The organism is Streptomyces sp. NRRL S-118 (genome assembly GCF_000716335.1).
Lineage (GTDB): Bacteria > Actinomycetota > Actinomycetes > Streptomycetales > Streptomycetaceae > Streptomyces.
This window is the reverse complement of record NZ_KL591028.1, coordinates 64226-81817: the sequence shown is the minus strand read 5'-3', so window position 1 is coordinate 81817 and position 17592 is coordinate 64226. Positions and strand designations below refer to the sequence as shown.

Genomic DNA, 17592 nt, shown 5'->3' with positions numbered 1-17592 from the left:
CCGGAATGCCCGTGCAGGTGGCGGTGGCCAGCGCGGTGAACGCCGGTCCGTCCCCGCACCTGACGCGCCCCAGGGTCCAGCACCGGCACACCGCCGGCCTGGAAGAGGAGTCGGAAGATGCTGAAGCTCCTTGCCGCGCGGGGAGTTGCCCCTCCATGACGACGTGCAGAGGTTGAACGGGAACCGACTCCTGGAGAGTCCGCGTGGCGCCGCGCCTTGCGGCCGCGCGCGTACGGCCCGGGCGGCCGCCGTCACCCCGAGGCGCCGGCCGGAGCCTTGACCTCAAGTCCGCTTGAGCTCGTACGTTCGCGAGCAGTGCAGGAAACAGCGCGGACACAGGAGGACGGGCATGGACCCCGCGGACATCGAGCTGGCCGAGCAGCCGATCGGATACTGGACCAAAGTCGCCTACGAAGCGGTGATCGGGCACATCCGCGGCGAGATGGCCGAACTGGGCACGAGCCAGCCCCAGTACTGGCTGCTGCGCCATCTGTCCGTGCACGATCTGAACCCGGACGGCCGGGGGCGGACCGTGGCGCAGCTGGTGGCGCAGATGCGGGAGTTCCTGCGGGACGGGGACGACCTGGAGGCGGAGTCCGGCCGGCTCGTCGAGCGCGGCTGGCTGCGGCGCGACGACGGGGGGCGCCTGTGGATCACCGACGCGGGCGAGACGGCACGGGTCCGGATCAAGGAACATGCTCCCGGCTGGCGGGCGCGTCTGCACGACGGCGTCGACGACGCGGACTACGTCACGACCCTCAAGGTGCTGCGCCGCATGATCGAGAACGCCGGGCACGTCGTCGTGTGACCCGACGGGACAACAGGAACACGGGGCACGGGGCACAGGGTGCGGCCAGGACGGGACGAGGGGGTACCTTCCGGGGTGTCGAGCGAAATCCACCGAGCGGGCCGGTGCGCCGTGGGCGACGGCCGGGAAGGCACGCGGGTGCTCCACGAAGCCGACACCGGAGGTTCCGGCCAGGACCGCTGCCCGACCGACGCGGGGCCCCGCGGGCGCACGCGGCGCGGCACGCCTCACCGCGGGGCCCGCGCCGGCCGTGCCGGTCACGCCACGGGGGCGGCGGCATGAGCCGGCCCGCGCACGGCACGCTGCACCACGTCGAGCTGTGGGTGCCGGACCTCCCCCGCGCGATCGCCTCGCTCGGGTGGCTGCTGGAGGCGCTGGGGTACGTCCCCTTCCAGACCTGGGCGGCGGGCCGGAGCTGGCGGCTGGGGGCGACGTACCTGGTGGTCGAGCAGTCCCCGGCGCTCACCGCCGAGCTCCACGACCGCCGCCGGCCCGGCCTGAACCACCTGGCCTTCCACGTCGAGGACGCCGCGACCGTCGACGTGCTGACCGCCGACGCCGCTCAACACGGGTGGCGGATCCTGTTCCCCGAGCGGCATCCTTACGCCGGCGGCGGCCGGCACTACGCCGCCTACCTGGAGAACGACGACGGGTTCGAGGTCGAACTCGTCGCCGTCACACCTCCCGCCCCGGCCTGACCCCGGGACCGCCTGTCCGTGCCGCGCCGGTACCGCGACCCGTCAGGCGTCGGGATGCGCGTCGGTCTTCAGGGACCAGGAGCCGCCGGTGCAGCCGCTCGGCAGGGGCGGGAAGCGGTGCCCCTTCACATCCGTGCTCCAGTGGTGCCCGGCACCGCAGTCGCACTCATGGATGCCACCGGCCGGCACGATCTCCCCCGGATGCCATGCGGTCTTCTCTTCGCTCATGCCCTCAGGTCTACGACGCCGCTCCCGGCTCCGCGACCCGGGCACCCGCCGCGTGAGGGCCCCGGAGAGCGGGGACACCGGGAGCCGTGACCCCGGGAGCCGTGATCCGGGGAGCAGTGGACCCGGAGCCGTGACGTGCCCCGGATACCCTCCGGGCCGCCGACGGGGACACCCACCGGGACACCGGCCTCCACGGGCCGGACAAACGTTTGACATCATCGCAGCCGGTTTTTGTTATCGCGGCCGCCACGCTCGTATCTCCTTGGTGGACAGGACAGGTCGCACGGGGGTTACCCCGGGGAGGAAAGTGGTCAAATGGTGGATCTCGAGCGGGAAGCCTCAGTGATCAGGGCAGCACAGGCCGGGGAGCTCTGGGCGCAGGACAAGCTCGTCGCCGCTTACCTCCCCCTCGTCTACAACATCGTGGGCCGGGCGCTGAACGGCCATGCGGATGTCGACGACGTGGTGCAGGAGACCATGATCGGGGCCCTGCGCGGTCTGGGCGGCCTGCGCGACCCCGGCAGCTTCCGGTCGTGGCTGGTGGCCATCGCGATGAACCGGATCCGCAGCCACTGGCAGGCATCTCAGCACGCCTTCGACTCCGGGGGCGATGTGCGCGACGCGCACGACGTCGCCGATCCCGGCGCGGACTTCGCGGACCTGACCATCCTGCGGCTGGGTCTGTCCGGGCAGCGCCGCGAGGTCGCCGAGGCGACCCGGTGGCTCGACGCCGACGACCGGTCGCTGCTGTCGCTGTGGTGGCTGGAGGCCGCCGGCGAGCTGACCCGCGCCGAGGTGGCCGCCGCGATGGAACTGTCGACCCAGCACACCGCGGTACGCGTGCAGCGCATGAAGGCGCAGCTGGAGACGGCGCGGCTGGTCGTCCGGGCGTTGTCCGCGGTACCGCGCTGCGTGCTGCTCGACGACGTACTGGGCGCGTGGGACGGTGCCCCGTCGGCGCTGTGGCGCAAGCGGATCGCCCGGCACACCCGCGACTGCACGGTCTGCTCGGGCTACGAGAGCGGTCTCGTCCCGGCCGAGGGTCTGCTCGTGGGCCTGGGGCTGCTGCCGGTGAGCGCCGCGTTGTCGGCCTGGGCGGGCATGCGGGCGCAGAACGTCGGCGCCGTACCGGCGGCGCACGACACCCTGGCGACGCCGGCGGACGCGGGCGGTCACTTCGGCCCCGGCGGACAGGGCGGACAGGGCGGGCAGCTCGGCGATGCGGCACCCGTCGGGGACGCCGCCGGACATACCGCGCAGATTCCCCTGGTGCCCCGGCCCCGCACGGAACGGCGGCGCAAGCAGGCCAGGCAGTCCCGGCAGCGGCGGGTGGCCGTGGTGGGGGGCGTCACCCTGCTGCTGGGCGGAGGCGGTGTCGTGGCTCTGTCCACCCTGTCGCCGGGCGAGGGCGGGGACACCGTCGTCACCCAGTCCGGGGCGGCACCGGAGGCATCCCTGCCCGCGGCGCCGCTCACCGCGTCGCCATCCGCCTCCACCGCGTCGCCGTCACCGTCGGCGTCGGCGTCGGCATCCCCCTCCCCCAAGCCCAGCCCCTCGACGTCACCGAGCAAGAAGGCGTCGCCCACCCCGAAGCCCACCCCGAGCAGGACCGTGGTGCGGACCGTCCCACGGCAGGCCCCCGCCACACCGCGGCCGCCGGCCACCGGCTCCTCCTTCGCCCAGCGGGTCACGGAACTGGTCAACGCCGAGCGCGCCAAGAGCGGTTGCGGGCCCGTACGGCAGAACAGCCGACTGGACACGGCGGCGCAGCGCCACTCGGCGGACATGGACGCCCGGGACTTCTTCGACCACACCAACCCGGACGGCGAGGGCCCGGGGGAGCGCGTCACCGCGGCCGGGTACGAGTGGAGCACGTACGGAGAGAACATAGCCCGTGGGCAGCAGACGCCCGACCAGGTGATGGACGCGTGGATGAACAGCTCCGGCCACCGGGCGAACATACTCAACTGCTCGTTCAAGGAGATCGGGATCGGGATCCACGAGCAGGCCGGCGGGCCGTGGTGGACGCAGGTCTTCGGCGCTCAGCGCTGAATCGGACCTGCGGCATTCCTGCTGAATCGTTCCTTCCGGGCCGGGCCGCGCTTCTGCCGGCTGACGGCGGCGACGGCCCGGCCGAGGTCCTCCTGCTCTCCCCGGGGCAGCCACCGGCCGGCATGGACCAGGTGCAGTGCCGCGACCAGCCGGATGCGGTCCTCCTCCGTGCCGAGGTCTCCCAGACGGGCGGGGAGGACCAGGGCGAGCGCCCGGAGGTCGGCGCGGGCGCACCAGCCGGAGACGAGGCCGTCGATGAGGCCGCCGGCCGGCCGGTGCACGGCGGCGCCGGTGCCGCGCAGGCCGTCGGCGATCGCGAAGCGCATCACGTCGCCGTACTGCCCGGGTGGCAGGTGGTGGGCATGCTCGGCCGCCCGCCCGAACTGCTCGCGTGCGAGGCCGGTCCTGCCGAGGTCCAGGTACGCCTTCGCCAGGTTCAGGTACAAGGAGGGGTAGAAGCTCCTGACGCGGTCGTCGGCCACCAGGCCGGCGCGGGCGAGGGATATCCGGTTCCAGTGCAGCGTTTCCTCGGCAGTCGCCTGGTGCCGGGCCAGGTAGTGGGCGGCGACGCATGCCTCGTAGTCGTCCGCGGCGCTCTCCCAGGCCCGCTGGAACAGCGAGCGCGCATCGGCGTCCCGGCCCTCGGCCTCGGCCTGCATGCCCCGCGCGCACAACCGGACCACGTGGTTTCCGTCGTCCACGGGCCCGCGGCCCGCGGCTCTCTCGTCGTTCCGGCCCGGCATGTGCCGGTCGCCCGTCATCGCTGCCGCTCCGCGGTGTGCCGGACCGGCATGACCAAGGTGGTGAAGCTGCCCTGGTCCGCGGAGCGGACCACCACCGGCTGCGTCGGCTCCGAGATCTCCAGCAGCACGTCGGGCCCGACACCGGCGTCGAGGGCCGGCAGCAGCACCTCCGGGTCGAAAGAGACGCGCAGCGACTGCCCGGTGCAGAGGGCCGGTTGCGGTCGCTCGGCCAGGCCGGGCCCGGAGAGCACGAGCCGGCGCCCGTCCGAGCGCAGGGCGACCGGACCGCTCCGCACGTCCTCGGCGATCGCCGTGCGCAGTGCGGTCCGGTCGGCGATCAGCCGCGCGCGGGGGGCGGGCAGGGCTTCCAGGATCAGGCGGTAGTCGGGGTACTCCCCCGTGACCTCCGGCAGGTCCCTCGCGGCGGACGCGCTGTTCAGCCGTGTGCCCTGCTCGTCCACCTCGATGGTGACCTCCGGCGACAGGACGGCCCAGGCCGCGGCCTCCCGCATCTCCCGGGCGTCGACCAGGACGTGGCGGGGGCGCCCTTCGCCCGCTTCACGCCGCAGGGTACGGACGGCCAGGCGGTAGCGGTCCGTGGCCACCAGGCGCACCTCGGGGCCGTCGAGTTCGAGCAGGACGCAGCCGAGTTCGGGGAACTCCTCCCGTACGGCCGACCCGGCCGCGGCAGGGGCCACCTGCCGTACCGCGCTGGCCAGTTCCGCTCCCCCGATCCTCGCCACGGTGGCGCGTGCGCCGCCCGCCAGCTCGTCCAGGACCTCCTGGAGCGCCGCCCGCGCGGCGGCGGCCGTCTCCCGCGCCCTACGCGCGCGGGCCTCGAGGACGGCGCGGGCCTCGTCCCGCGGACCGTCGAGAACCACCGACGCGTCCGTCAGCGGTACGCCGGCCTCCCGAAGGCGGCGCACGAGGGTGGCACGCCGTTCCTGGCCGGGCGCGTAATAGCGGTAGCCCGTCGTGTCGTCCACGTATGCCGGGTGCAGTACGCCGCAGTCGTCGTAGAAGCGCAGCGCGCTCGGTGCCAGGCCCACCCGGCGCGCGAAGGCGCCGATGCCGAGCAGTCCTGCGGTGTCATCGGGGGCGGAGTCGGTGTCGTCCATGGCCGCGATTGTGGGTGTTCAAGCGGCTTGAAGGTCAACCGGCTCGAAGGTCAACCGGCCGAGTGGGTGTGCGCTGCATCTATGCTGCTCGGCATGCCGATATGCAGATGCACTCACCACGCACCCGGATCCGCCCGCCGTGCCGCCGCGGGTGCACCGTGACCGCGGCGCCGCCCACCGTACGCCGCCGGATCCTCGCCGACCTCACTCCCCTGCGGACGTCCGCCCACTTCCGGCGGCTGTGGTTCGGCAACACCGTCTCCTGGATCGGACAGGGCATGACGACCCTGGCGATCTCGCTCCAGGTGTACGACCTCACCGGCTCCACGTTCTCCGTCGGCCTGGTGGGCCTGTTCTCCATGGTCCCGCTGCTGGTCTTCGGGCTGTACGGCGGGGCCGTCGCCGACACCGTCGACCGGCGCAAGCTGGGGCTCGGCAGCGCCACCGGCTCGGCCGTACTGTCCGCGGCACTCGCCGCGGCCGCGTTCGCGGACTTCCACCACCTCGCGCTCCTGTACGCGATCGTCGCCCTGCAAGCGGTGTGCCAGGCGCTCAACGCGCCCGCGCGCAGCTCCATGATCCCCCGGCTGCTGCCGCCCGAGCAGCTCCCCGCGGCCAACGCGCTCGCGTCGATGACGACGACCTCCGGCACCCTGGTCGGACCGATGCTGGGCGGCTTCATCGTCGGCCTCTGGGGCTACCGGGCCGCCTACCTCATCGACGCCGTCACCTTCAGCGCTGCCCTGTACGCGATGTGGCGGCTGCCGGCCATGCTCCCCGACCGCGGGGAGGGCGACGCCCGGCGCGCCTCCGTCCTCGACGGGCTGCGCTTCCTGGGGACCCGCCCGATTCTGCGGATGACGTTCTTCTCCGACCTGTGCGCGATGGTCCTCGCGCATCCGCGGGCGCTGCTGCCGGCGGTCGCCGTCGTCTGGTACGGCGGTGACGCACGCACCACCGGTCTGCTCGTCGCCGCGCCCGCCATCGGGGCGCTGCTGGGCGGGGTGTTCTCCGGCTGGCAGGGCCGCATCCGGCGGCACGGGCTCGCGGTGCTGCTGGCGGTGGCGTCGTGGGGGACGGCCATCGCGGTCTTCGGGCTGACGCGCAACCTCTGGCTGGGGGTCTTCTTCCTCGCGCTCGCGGGGTTCTCGGACACGGTGAGCATGGTGTTCCGCAACACCATGCTGCAGGCGGCGGTGCCCGACGACATGCGCGGGCGGCTGCAGGGAGTCTTCATCGTGGTCGTCGCGGGCGGCCCTCGACTCGGCGACTTCCTCGCCGGGTCGGTCGCCGAACTGACCACGCCGACGGTGGCGGTGACCGGGGGCGGTGTCGCGTGCGTGGTCGCGGTGTCCCTGCTGGCACTGCGATGGCGCGGGTTCGCCCGGTACGACGCACGGCGACCGGTGCCGTGACACCGACCCGTACGACACACCGCGACCGCTGCCGTGACACCGACCCGTCTCCCGGCGGTCACCCGCGGTTGAGGGCCTGTCGGGACACCGCGGCCCCGGCAGCGCTCGGTCAGCGGCCGAGTGACCGACGGGCGGCGGGCGGACACCCGCACCCCTCCCGCGGACCGGGCACCGCAGGGCAGCCGCCGTACGTCTCCGGGCCCCCGCCGCCCGCCGGCCTGCGCACGCCGCGGCGTTCACGCCATGTACATGCCTTGATCAGCGGTGTGACGACCGGGCGACGCCGCCGGGATGCAGGCTCTCCCCGACGTCGCACGTACCCGGCAGTCGCCATGTCCCTTGCATGAAGGAGCCCTTGCGTGATCAGGACCCGTCGTACCCGGCATGCCGCCCTCGCCTCCGCCACCGCGCTCGCGGCACTCGCCGTGGCCGTACCGGCCCAGGCCCTCGGCACAGGCGCCGCCGCGCTGCCCGGTGTCACGCCCCGGGCGGAAACCCCGGCCCTGTACGACGACGAGGCGGGCGGCAACGCCGACGCCGACGACCCCGCCATCTGGCGCAACGCGGCCGACCCCGGGCGCAGTCTGGTCGTCGCCACCGGCAAGGAGGGCGGACTGCGGGTCTACGACCTCGATGCCCGCCCGGTCCAGTCGATCGCCGCGCCGGCGGGCGGCCGCTTCAACAACGTCGACCTGGTCCACGGTCTGAAGCTGTCCACGGGCCGCGCCGACCTCGCCGTCACCACCGACCGCGGCAACGACCGGCTGCGCATCCACCGGATCGACCGCGACGCGCCCGGCGGGCCGCTGGTCGACGTCACAGCCCCCACCGCCCCGCCCGTCTTCTCGGCCGACCAGAGCGAGGTCGAGGAGCAGCGGACCGCGTACGGCCTCGCCACCTGGACCGACCGGGCGACCGGCCGTTCCTACGCCCTGGTCAGCCGCCGTGAGCGGACGAGCATCGCGCTGCTGGAGCTGACGGCCGCCGCCGGTGGCACCGTCGGTTACCGGAAGATCCGCACCCTGGACCTGCCGGCCTCCTTCCGCCTCCCCGACGGCTCGTCCTGGACGCCGTGCGCCGAGCCCGGTGAACTCCCCCAGGTGGAGGGCATGGTGGTCGACCCGGCCAACGGCATGCTCTACGCCGGCCAGGAGGACGTCGGCATCTGGCGCATGCGCGCCGACCTCACCTCGGCCCCCCGCCTCATCGACCGCGTCCGCGAGTACGGGGTGCCGGCCGTGTACGACGAGGCGACCGAGGAGTGCGCCGCGGGCGCCGATCCCGGGTTCGGCGGCGACCACGTGTCGGCCGACGTCGAGGGGCTGACGCTGCTCACGGAGTCCGACGGTGACGGGTACCTGCTCGCCTCCAGCCAGGGCGACGACACCTTCGCCCTCTACGACCGCGAGCTGGAGGACGCCAACGAGTACGAGGCGGGCTTCCGCGTCGCGGCCGCCTCGGCCGCTCTCGACGGGTCCGAGGAGTGCGACGGAGCCGCCGTGCTGAACGCGCCGCTCGGTGCGAAGTACCCGAACGGCCTCCTCGTCGTCCAGGACGGGCACGAGACCCCGGCCGACGGGGATCGCGCCGGCACCGGCTTCAAATTCGTGGACCTCGGTGACGTGCTGGCCGCAGTCGAGGACTGACCGCACCTCCGCAGGACCGTCGCCGGGTCCGGCCGTCGTCCCTCGGTGACGACGGCCGGACCCGCGTCGTGTCAGGCGGCCTGCGGCCGCGTCAGCTGGGCCTGGCCGAACAGCAGGGCGTAACCGTCGGGGAGCCGGGCCAGCAGGCGGCCGAGGAGGTCGGGTCCGGCGGCGCGGGCGACGGCGCGCAGGACCGAGCCGGTGTCCCAGCGCGCGGCGCCGAGGCTGGTGCCGGTGCGGGCGGCGACGTGCTGGACGAATCCGAAGCCGGTCAGCACCGTGGTGGCCGGGATCTGGGAGGCGAACTCGCGCGCCGCCTCCTCGGGGAGGCGCTGGGCGAGTTCGACGCGTTCGTCACCGGTCACCTGGCGGCCGAGCTCGGCCAGCACGCTGCGGGTGACGGACTCCGCCTGCGCCCGGGTCGTGTACAGGCCGTTGCGCTTCACTTGGTCGACCAGTTCGCCGTACGACAGGGTCGCCTGCGGGCGGGCGGCCGGAACAGTGGTGAGCATCTGTACAGGAGTGGCCTTTCTCGTCGAAGGAACAAGCCCGGGGAGGCGTGGTCAGGCGGCGATGCGGCGGGGTGAGCCACCGCCGTCGACCGTGGTTCTCCGGGGCCTGGCCTTCTCCGGGACAGGCGGACCGACGCGCCGGCGCGGGGTCGCAACGGCCCGGACGCCGGAGGCGTCACCGCGTAGCGCGCCGGCGCCGGACAGGTGGGACAGGACGGGCAGGGCGACGGCGTCCTCGTCGGGGCGGCAGGCGTTCACCGGCGCGACGGCCGGGTGCAAGGCGCCGCCCGGCACCGGCTGGGCGGTCCGTCCCGTCCGGCCGGGTCGGCGGAAAGCGTCAGTACGCATGAGCATCACAGGTCACTCCCCTTCCTCACACTGCGTGCGATGCCCTACGGCTTCTTATATAGCCCGCCGCCGGAAAACTTGACAACCCTCGACTCAGGCCCGGTTCAGGGGGTTTCGCCGTCCGGCTTCAGCCGGCGCAGCCGGGCGTCGAGTTCGCGCCGGTAGAAGTCGATGAAACCGTCCGGGTCGGGGCCGGCGTTCTGCATCACCAGCCGGTCGAAGCCCGCGTCGACGAAGCCCTGCGCCACCTCCTCGTACCGGTCGGGGTCGTTGCCGCAGGCGAACTTGGCGAGGATGTCCTCCTCGCGGACGGTCGTGGTGGCGGCGTCGAAATTGACCGGGTTGGGCAGTTCGCTCATCACCTTCCACCCCGTCACGGCCCAGCGGGAGGTTTCCAGAGCGGCACGGGCGGCGGTGTGCTCGTCCGGCGCCCAGGCCATCGGGACCTCCGCGTACCGCGGCCCGCTGCCCCCGGCTTCGCGGTACTGACGCACGATGTCCGGCTTGTCCTCGGTGGCGAACAGAGCGTCACCCAGTTCGGCAGCCACCTTCGTCGACGCCGGGCCGCTCGCCGCCACGGCGATGAGGGGCAGTTCCTCGGGCAGGTCGAAGATCCGGGCGTCCTCCAGGCGCAGGTACGTGCCCTCGTACGAGCGGTATCCGCCGCGCCAGAGCAGGCGGATGATTTCCAGGGCCTCGCGGAGCATGTCGTGCCGTGTGCTGACGGCGTCCGGGAAGCCGGTGCCGACCACGTGCTCGTTGAGCCTCTCGCCGGATCCGACCCCGAGGACGAACCGGCCGTCCGAGAGCAGCGCGAGCGTCGCGGCGGCCTGGGCGATGACGGCCGGGTGGTAGCGCACGGTCGGACAGGTCACGCCGGTCGCCAGCCCGATCCGCGTGGTCCTGGCGGCGATGCTGCCGAGCACGGTCCAGGCGAAGGGCGAGTGTCCCTGGTTGTCCAGCCAGGGGTGGAAATGGTCGCTGATCTCGACGAAGTCGAACCCCGCCTCTTCCGCGAGAACCGCCTGCCGCACCAGTTCGGCAGGGCCGAACGACTCTGCCGCGAGCTTGTAACCGATCTCCATGTGACCCCTCACCCTCGTTCCGCGCCGGTGCCGTCCGGTCCGCGCAGAGGTACCCGATCGGCCGCGTGCCTAACAGGCCGAAAGGCCCGTACGGGTGAGGGAGCTCACGGAGCACCTGATGACGGGGTGGGCCCGCGCACCGGCGCCGGGTGGACCCGGCACGGTGCGTACACCCTGCCGTGCGCCCGGGCTCAGCCCGCCGGAGCGGGCGGGAAGGGCATCCGGGCGTACCCCGGCGAACCGCCCAGGCCGCTGAAGTCCATCGCGCGGGTCACCTGCGTGAGGGTCTCCTCGGCCACGCGCCGCACGTCGGTGGGGACGTCCCCTCGTTCCGCTATCAGTCTGTCGTAGATCGGGGCATCTCCCCGCACAGCGGAGTCCATGTCGACATACCTTTCCGAAGGAGCGTGTTGGCCGCTGACCCCGCCGCTGCGGGAAGCCGGGGACGAGTGTACGGGGCCTGGATCCGGGGCGTCCGCGGATATCGCGGGCCGCCGTGGGGAACGGCGGACTCCGCCCGGGCCGGCCCGGGCGGCGCGGACGGGCCGGGCGGCGGCACCGGATGCCGGAGCGCCGGTCCGGGAGAACACTGAGCAGCATGAACGATGTCCTCGGCGACTTCCCGGCGGCCCTGACCGCCGAGAGCCGTACCCGTGTGGAGCGCGAACCCGAGGGGCGGCAGCGGGAGCGTCTGGCGGGCGGCGGGGAGTGTTCCGCCGGCCGGCGGGACGACGGCTTCCTCGTGCCGGACCTGTCCGGCGCCGAGCGCGAGGCCGAGCACCTCCCCGGAACCCTGGAGCCCCTGGAGCCCCTGGACGCCGGGCACGCCGGGGGCCGCCCGGGGAAGGCGCAGGGCAGAGCGCCGGGCGCCGCACCAGGGGCGGCACCGCGGACGGCACCGGGGAAGGGTTGAAACGCCGTGCGCGGGGATACCCGCCGTGCCATGGCACGGATGACGAAGAGACACCAGCAGGACCGGCCGGACTCCCGGGGCGACCACACGCCCGGCCCCGATGCCGAGGTCGAGCGCAACGCTCCGGACGAGCTCTCCGAGATGCCCAAGCGGTCCTGGGGAGCGGTGCTGCGGCGGACGCTCAAGGAATTCAAGGACGACGAGCTCGGCGATCGCGCCGCGGGGCTGACGTACTACGGGGTGTTGTCCCTATTCCCCGGCCTGCTGGTCCTCGTCTCGGTACTGGGCCTCGCGGGTGACTCGGTCACCCAGCAGGTGCTGGACAACCTGAAGAACTTCGCACCCGGCGCCGCCCGGGACGTCATCACCAACGCGGTGCAGCAGTTGCAGGGTTCCGCTGGAGTCGGCTCCCTGATGGCCGTCGTCGGTCTGCTCGTGGCGGTGTGGTCGGCCTCCGGGTACATCGCCGCCTTCATCCGCGCCTCCAACGCGGTCTACGACCTGCCCGAGGGCCGGCCGGTGTGGAAGGTGATGCCGCTGCGGCTGGTCCTCACCGTCACGCTGATGATCATGGCCTGCGTGAGCGCGCTCATCGTGGTCTTCACCGGGACGCTGGCGCAGCGGGCCGGCACCGCGCTCGGCGTCGGGGACACCGCGATGACCGTGTGGTCGATCGCGAAGTGGCCGGTCCTCGTCGTGCTCGTCACCACCATGATCGCGCTCCTGTACTGGGCGGCGCCCAACGCGAAGGGCCGCGGGTTCCGCTGGGTGACGCCCGGCAGCCTGCTCGCGCTGGTCATCTGGCTGCTCGCCTCCGGCGGCTTCGCGCTGTACGTGGCGAACTTCGGTTCGTACAACAAGACCTACGGCACCCTCGCCGGCGTGATCGTCTTCCTGATCTGGCTGTGGATCACCAACCTGGCGGTCCTGCTCGGTCTGGAGTTCGACGCGGAGCTCTCCCGCCAGCGGGCGATCGACGGGGGCCACCCCGAGGACGAGGAGCCGTACGTCGAACCGCGCGACACCGCCAAGTGGACCGAGGAGGACCGCCGGCGTCTGGGGGAGCCCGGTCCCGGGGACGAGCAGCGTGGCTGAGTCCACGCAGCGTGGCTGAGTCCGCGGCGGCCGGGTACCCGGCCGCCGCGGCCCCCCGCGAGCACCGTTCCGAACTGGAGGTTCCCCCATGAGCAGCGCACCCCGGTCGGCATCGACGCCCCGCAGCCCGGTGCAGCAAGCCGCGCTGCTCGTGGGGCTGGTCTTCCTGGTGGTGGCCCTCCTGGGCTTCATCCCCGGTATCACCACCCAGTACGACACCATGGAGTTCGCCGAACACCACTCCGGGGCCAAGCTGCTGGGCGTCTTCCAGGTGTCGGTGCTGCACAACCTGGTGCACCTGCTGTTCGGCCTCGCGGGCGTCATCATGGCCCGGGCCGTGGCCACCGCCCGCGCGTTCCTCATCGGCGGCGGGCTCGTCTACCTGGCGCTGTGGCTGTACGGGCTGTTCATCGACCACGACAGCGGCGCCAACTTCGTCCCCGTGAACACGGCCGACAACTGGCTGCACTTCGCCCTGGGGCTCGGCATGGTCCTCCTGGGCGTGGTGCTGACCCGCCGCCGCGGCTGAACCGCCCGCGGCGACTCACGCGGCCGTCACCGGGCGGCGGTGAGCAGGACCCACACCTGCCCGGCCGCGAAGGCGAGCGGCTCCCCCGCCGGCGTGGTGAAGGTGGTGCCGGTCTCGGGCGCCGTACGGCTCCAGCGGGCCTCGTACGCCTTGCCGTCACGCAGCACCAGCGCCGTTCCCGAGCCGACGGTCCGCGTGTACGGGGAGACCGAGCCGGAACGGTCGCGGAACTTCGACGGCCGTATCTCGACGTTCTGCACGACGACGGTCGCGGCACCCACCCGGCCGCCGTCCGTGGTCCGGGTCGGCGTACCGTCCATGGCCACCTGCCACCGTCTGGCGCTGTCCGACCAGGTGAAGGTGAAGCGCGCGGCCGGGAAGCGGACCGTGTGCTGGTTGACGTCCCGGCCGCCGGCCGGCGCGGCCCCGAAGCGGAAGCCGATGTCCCGGGCCTTGTCGGCGGCGGGTGCGGCGGCCAGCGCGCGATCGGGACGCAGGTAGAGGTTGTGCGGGGCCGGGCGGTCACCGCCGCGGAAGTAGGCGCCCGGGGCGTCCCCCGGCGTGAGGGGGAACAGCGGGGCGGCGTCGATCAGCGGCCGGAGGGCCGCCTGGGAGCCCGAGTAGGCCAGCGCGGGCCGGCCGAACTGCCGCAGCAGCTCCAGGTCGGACTCGCGGGCGCTGCGCACCGGTCCCACGGTCGGCGGCTGCCGGGAGGAGAACACGGCGAGGATACGGCTCTGCCCGGCCTCGACCCGCTCGACGTAGACGAGGTCCGCCGCACCGAGGCCGGTGTGCGGGCGTGCCGGAGGCACGTTGTCGATCTTGACTGCGAGCACCGGGGTGCCGGGGCGGGACGGGAGCCCGGTGAAGGGCGAGACGCCGGCCGGCAGGGCCGGGGACGGCTCGGTGGTGGCCGGGCGGCCCGGCCGGGGTGACTGCGCGGAGGAGCAGCCGTACAGGCCGACGGCCAGGGCCGCGCAGACCGCCACAGCCATGCCCGCGCCGGCCGGTCCCGACATTCGTTGCACATTCATCGGCCCCAGCTCCTGTCCTCAAGTGCACCACGAAAGGCGGTGCGGCGACAGTGGGGGCGCAGGCGTCCATTCGGGGTCTCATCCGCCCGCGGCCGCAGGGGCGGTCGCCTGAGGGGTATGCGACATGGCATGCCCGAGAAGTCATCCGGCGCCGAGGGCCGGCTGCGGTGGTTCGGCCGGCTGTACGCCGCCTTCCACGGTTCGGCCGCCGGGCGGGGCTGGCGGCGGGGCAACGACCTGGAGCTGATGCACCGGTCCATGGGGTTCGCGGCACTCGGGTTGCTGACCCTGGTGCCGCTGCTCATCGTGGTCGCGGCCGCCGACCCGGCGAACGGCGAGGGGTTCGCGGAGTGGCTCTCCGACGGGCTCGGGGTGTCGGCGTCCTCGGAGAGGGAGGTACGGCGGCTGTTCGCCGCGCCCGGCAGGGCGCTGGAGTCGACGACGGGGTTCGGTATCGCCGCGCTGGCGGTGTTCGGGGTGACGTTCGGCGGGGTCGTCCAGACGGGGTACGAGAAGGTGTGGGAACTGCCCGCGGCGCGCTGGCACACGATGTGGCGTCACCTCGTGTGGCTCGCCGTCCTCATCGGATACCTGCTGCTGTCCGCGCATGTGGCGACGCGCCCGGTCGACGCGGGCGACCTGGCCTGGCGGGCCACCGTCGCCGTGGTGAGCGCGGTGCTCTTCTTCTGGTGGTCGCAACGGCTGCTGCTGGGGGGCCGGCTGCCGTGGAGGGCCCTGTTCCCCGGCGCGGTGGCCACGGTGATCGGGCTGGCCGGGCTGCGGGGCTTCTCCCGGCTGGTGTTCTCGCCGCTGATCGCGTCGAACACGGTGACGTACGGCCCCGTCGGCACCATGCTGGTCGTCCAGTCCTGGCTCGTAGGGGTGGGTTTCGTGGTGTTCGGCGGCTCGCTCGTCGGCCGGCTGCTGTACGAGGAGCGCTGGTACCTGGCGCGGGTGTCGCGGCAGGCGTGGGGCCGGGTCCGCGGACGGCGGTGACCGGCCGCCGTCCGCCCGGCGTACGGCGATTCAGCGGGTGAACACTCCGAGGCCGTGGAGGTAGTACGCGACCACGGCCGCCGTGCAGGCCAGCACCACCCAGGAACCGAGGCTCGTGTGGCGGCGCGCACCTCCCGGGCGGCGGGCCGGGCGGGACGCACCGGTGGCCGGGGCGGTCCTGCGTGCCCTGCGGGTCCCGCGGAACCTGGCGGCCTTCGTGGTCCTGGACGGTTCGGCCGCCCTGCCCGGTGTCCGGGTGCGTCCGGGGGCGGGTGCGTGCGGCGAGGCGTCGGCGGCCGTGTCGGCGAGCAGACGGCGGCATGCCGCGGCGAGCTCCGCCGTACCGGCGGAGAGCGGCATGACCGCCTCGGAGCGGGCCGGGGCGGTGGTGCCGCCGTCGAGGATCCGGCCGGCGCGCAGCAGGATCTCGTCCCGTCCGCCGGAGGGGGCGAGCGAGATCCAGCGCTGGACGTGCTCGCCGCGGATGACCACTCCCCCGGACCGGTCGCGGTACACGGTGTGCTCCCGCCACAACACCACGGCCAACTCGGTGGCTCTTTCCCTCAGTTGCGCGCTCATTCCCCACCCTTCCCGAACGCTTGATCGAGCATCGCACTGTAGCGTCAGGTACACACCAACTTCATACCGGGGGTGCGCACTTGAACTGCGACACGCGGAGCTCGGGCATCCGGGAGCACTTCGTGGCCGTCGCGGAGGAGCGCACCGTCACCCGGGCGGCCGCGCGACTCCACCTGGCGCAGTCCGGGCTGTCCTCGTCGGTGCGGGCGCCGGAGCGGGAGCCCGGGGCCGAACTGTTCCGGCGCACGACACGCGGGGTGGAGCTCACCGAGGCGGGACAGGCGCTGCTCGGCGAGGCCCGGCGCACGCTGCACAGCGCGGCCGCGGCCCGGGAGGCGGTGGCCACGGTGCGGGGCGTGGTCGGCGGCACGCCGACGATGGGCACGGAGCAGTGCACGGGCGCGGTGGACCCGCTCGGCGTGCTCGTCGCGTTCGGGCCCGGCAATCCCGCCGTGGACGTACGGGTGGAGCAGGACGGCTCGGCGGTGCTGCCGGAGCGGGTGCGCCGGGGCCGGCTGGACCTGGCGTCGTGGCGGGCGCGGATCCGGGGACGGGGCGGGCGGGCCGGAGGCGGAGGGGTGCGGCTGCGGGTGCCGGCCCGGGAGCCCGTGGTCGGGCTGTGCCCGGGGCTCCCGGGGTCGCCGGCGCGGCGTTCGCGGCGCGCGGGATCCGGCGCACGACCGGCCTGCGGCTCGACGACGTGCACGAGGCGCTGGAGGTGGTGGGGCGCGAGGCCGGGATGGCGCCGATGCCGCGGTCCGTCACCCGCAAGGAGCAGGCCGGGGGCTTGCGCTGCCGGGCCACGGCGGGCGGCATCTCCTGGGAGGTGTCCGTGGCCCGGCCCGCCGACGGGCGCCCGTCGGCGGCCGCCCGGGCCCTGCTCGCCTCCCTCGGCCCGACGCCCCCGGACGGCAGCGGTCGCCCGGATTGACGGCTGCCATCACCAGCCGGTGCCGGACGGCGCCACGGCCGCGCACGGGGGCCGGAGCGGTGACCGGAACACGGACAGAACCCTCCGGCCTGCCCGCCCGCCGCGTCGGAGACGCACGGGTCAGCCCATCGGATCCGGCGCGATACCCCTGTCGGTCGAGGGGCGGCCGGACGAGCGGCAGGCGATCGGGACCGTCCACGCTGCGCCGGCTGCGGGCATCACACTGATCGACACGGCCGACGCGTACCACCTGGACTCCTTCGACCGGGCGCAACGACACCCCCGGCGGACCGGCCGGCCCGGCTGTCGGATGAAGGCCGGACCACTGAAGGACTGAAAGGTTGAACGGCTGGGGCACCCCGTGGCCGGGTCCTCGGGGTGCCCCGCCCACCGGGCGGATGAAACAGGACCTGCCTCCGCAAACAGTGCAAGTATGGACATCGGGCAGAGCGGCACGGTGACACAGGGCGGTTTCGCACATGAATACAAAACCGGCGGCGACCAAGGGCGTGACCTCCAGCGACGCGGTCTTCGGCGCCCCCTGCTGGGTCAGCCTGATGACGCGCGACCTGCGCGCCTCGCAGGACTTCTACGGCGCGGTGCTGGGGTGGCGGTTCAAGCCCGCGCGGCTCGGTGAGGAGTTCAGCGTCGCGCTCGCCCGCGGCAAGCCGGTGGCCGGAATCGGTGCCCTGGCCAAGGCCCTGCAGGTGGCCGTGGCCTGGACTCCGTACTTCGCCGTCGAGAACGCCGACGAGACGGCGTCCCGGATCAGGGAGCGCAGCGGCACGGTCGCCGTCGGACCGGTGTCCTTCGTGGTGGGCCGGGGCGCGCTCGCGGCCGACCGGGACCTGTCTCTTATACA

At 73.6% G+C, this 17592-nt stretch carries 20 protein-coding genes and 1 pseudogene; 12 read left to right on the top strand and 9 right to left on the bottom strand.

Annotated features, from left to right (window positions below; genetic code table 11):
* The first annotated feature begins 349 nt into the window (after positions 1-349).
* A complete protein-coding gene (locus IH00_RS0131895; protein WP_031079565.1) occupies positions 350-808 on the top strand; it encodes a MarR family winged helix-turn-helix transcriptional regulator in 459 nt (152 codons plus the stop codon).
* Between the two features lie 278 nt (positions 809-1086).
* The gene (locus tag IH00_RS0131890; protein ID WP_031079564.1) at positions 1087-1506 is read left to right on the top strand and encodes a VOC family protein; all 420 of its coding nucleotides are present in this window, start codon (positions 1087-1089) and stop codon (positions 1504-1506) included.
* A gap of 42 nt (positions 1507-1548) precedes the next feature.
* Here IH00_RS0131890 and IH00_RS0131885 read toward each other — a convergent pair whose 3' ends face one another.
* Complete coding sequence (locus IH00_RS0131885; protein WP_031079563.1) at positions 1549-1734, bottom strand: hypothetical protein; 186 nt, start codon at positions 1732-1734, stop codon at positions 1549-1551.
* 318 nt (positions 1735-2052) lie between these two features.
* Here IH00_RS0131885 and IH00_RS0131880 point away from each other — a divergent pair, with 318 nt between their 5' ends.
* The gene (locus IH00_RS0131880; protein ID WP_107064566.1) at positions 2053-3786 is read left to right on the top strand and encodes a sigma-70 family RNA polymerase sigma factor; all 1734 of its coding nucleotides are present in this window, start codon (positions 2053-2055) and stop codon (positions 3784-3786) included.
* Here IH00_RS0131880 and IH00_RS0131875 read toward each other — a convergent pair.
* Together IH00_RS0131875 and IH00_RS0131870 are read right to left on the bottom strand one after the other, a co-directional pair.
* Complete coding sequence (locus IH00_RS0131875) at positions 3777-4547, bottom strand: hypothetical protein (protein WP_078888068.1); 771 nt, start codon at positions 4545-4547, stop codon at positions 3777-3779. The genes IH00_RS0131880 and IH00_RS0131875 overlap by 10 nt on opposite strands.
* Positions 4544-5647, bottom strand: coding sequence for a DNA polymerase III subunit beta family protein (locus IH00_RS0131870; RefSeq protein ID WP_031079560.1), 1104 nt, complete (start codon positions 5645-5647; stop codon positions 4544-4546). The genes IH00_RS0131875 and IH00_RS0131870 overlap by 4 nt, the downstream gene beginning before the upstream one ends.
* Positions 5648-5748: 101 nt before the next feature.
* Between IH00_RS0131870 and IH00_RS0131865 the strand changes: the two genes are divergently transcribed.
* Together IH00_RS0131865 and IH00_RS0131860 are read left to right on the top strand one after the other, a co-directional pair.
* Positions 5749-7062, top strand: a complete 1314-nt coding sequence (locus tag IH00_RS0131865) for an MFS transporter (RefSeq protein ID WP_420710950.1) — start codon at positions 5749-5751, stop codon at positions 7060-7062.
* Positions 7063-7421: 359 nt separating this feature from the next.
* Positions 7422-8708, top strand: coding sequence for a phytase (locus IH00_RS0131860; RefSeq protein WP_234335030.1), 1287 nt, complete (start codon positions 7422-7424; stop codon positions 8706-8708).
* Between the two features lie 71 nt (positions 8709-8779).
* Here the strand turns inward: IH00_RS0131860 and IH00_RS0131855 are convergent, their stop codons facing one another.
* The 4 genes from IH00_RS0131855 to IH00_RS42205 form a co-directional block, all read right to left on the bottom strand.
* A complete protein-coding gene (locus IH00_RS0131855; RefSeq protein ID WP_031079557.1) occupies positions 8780-9220 on the bottom strand; it encodes a DUF2267 domain-containing protein in 441 nt (146 codons plus the stop codon).
* 51 nt (positions 9221-9271) lie between these two features.
* Positions 9272-9568 carry a hypothetical protein gene (locus IH00_RS0131850; RefSeq protein ID WP_158828042.1) on the bottom strand — a complete coding sequence of 99 codons (297 nt, stop codon included), beginning with the start codon at positions 9566-9568 and terminating at the stop codon, positions 9272-9274.
* Positions 9569-9672: 104 nt separating this feature from the next.
* A complete protein-coding gene (locus tag IH00_RS0131845) occupies positions 9673-10653 on the bottom strand; it encodes a TIGR03557 family F420-dependent LLM class oxidoreductase (RefSeq protein WP_031079555.1) in 981 nt (326 codons plus the stop codon).
* 191 nt (positions 10654-10844) lie between these two features.
* Complete coding sequence (locus IH00_RS42205; protein ID WP_031079554.1) at positions 10845-11036, bottom strand: hypothetical protein; 192 nt, start codon at positions 11034-11036, stop codon at positions 10845-10847.
* A 215-nt stretch (positions 11037-11251) separates the two neighbouring features.
* On the opposite strand from IH00_RS42205, the gene IH00_RS42200 reads away from it, so the two are divergent.
* From IH00_RS42200 to IH00_RS0131825, 3 genes are all read left to right on the top strand, one after another.
* Positions 11252-11566, top strand: a complete 315-nt coding sequence (locus tag IH00_RS42200) for a hypothetical protein (RefSeq protein ID WP_031079553.1) — start codon at positions 11252-11254, stop codon at positions 11564-11566.
* Positions 11567-11596: 30 nt separating this feature from the next.
* Complete coding sequence (locus tag IH00_RS0131830; RefSeq protein WP_039947626.1) at positions 11597-12661, top strand: YihY/virulence factor BrkB family protein; 1065 nt, start codon at positions 11597-11599, stop codon at positions 12659-12661.
* A gap of 88 nt (positions 12662-12749) precedes the next feature.
* Complete coding sequence (locus tag IH00_RS0131825) at positions 12750-13190, top strand: DUF4383 domain-containing protein (protein ID WP_031079551.1); 441 nt, start codon at positions 12750-12752, stop codon at positions 13188-13190.
* Between the two features lie 26 nt (positions 13191-13216).
* On the opposite strand, the gene IH00_RS0131820 is transcribed toward IH00_RS0131825, so the two are convergent.
* The gene (locus IH00_RS0131820; RefSeq protein ID WP_031079550.1) at positions 13217-14224 is read right to left on the bottom strand and encodes a DUF3048 domain-containing protein; all 1008 of its coding nucleotides are present in this window, start codon (positions 14222-14224) and stop codon (positions 13217-13219) included.
* Between the two features lie 129 nt (positions 14225-14353).
* Between IH00_RS0131820 and IH00_RS0131815 the strand changes: the two genes are divergently transcribed.
* Entirely contained in the window at positions 14354-15220 is an 867-nt protein-coding gene (locus IH00_RS0131815) for a YihY/virulence factor BrkB family protein (RefSeq protein ID WP_031079549.1), read from the top strand.
* 30 nt (positions 15221-15250) lie between these two features.
* On the opposite strand, the gene IH00_RS0131810 is transcribed toward IH00_RS0131815, so the two are convergent.
* Positions 15251-15799, bottom strand: coding sequence for a hypothetical protein (locus IH00_RS0131810; protein ID WP_052411786.1), 549 nt, complete (start codon positions 15797-15799; stop codon positions 15251-15253).
* 122 nt (positions 15800-15921) lie between these two features.
* Between IH00_RS0131810 and IH00_RS45320 the strand changes: the two are divergent.
* The 3 genes and pseudogenes from IH00_RS45320 to IH00_RS39615 form a co-directional block, all read left to right on the top strand.
* Positions 15922-16068 (top strand): annotated as a pseudogene (locus tag IH00_RS45320) (helix-turn-helix domain-containing protein); the annotation flags it as partial.
* 350 nt (positions 16069-16418) lie between these two features.
* The gene (locus IH00_RS44455; RefSeq protein WP_052411784.1) at positions 16419-16730 is read left to right on the top strand and encodes a LysR substrate-binding domain-containing protein; all 312 of its coding nucleotides are present in this window, start codon (positions 16419-16421) and stop codon (positions 16728-16730) included.
* Positions 16731-17209: 479 nt separating this feature from the next.
* On the top strand, positions 17210-17592 hold a 383-nt coding region (locus IH00_RS39615; RefSeq protein ID WP_039947625.1), incomplete at its 3' end, for a VOC family protein.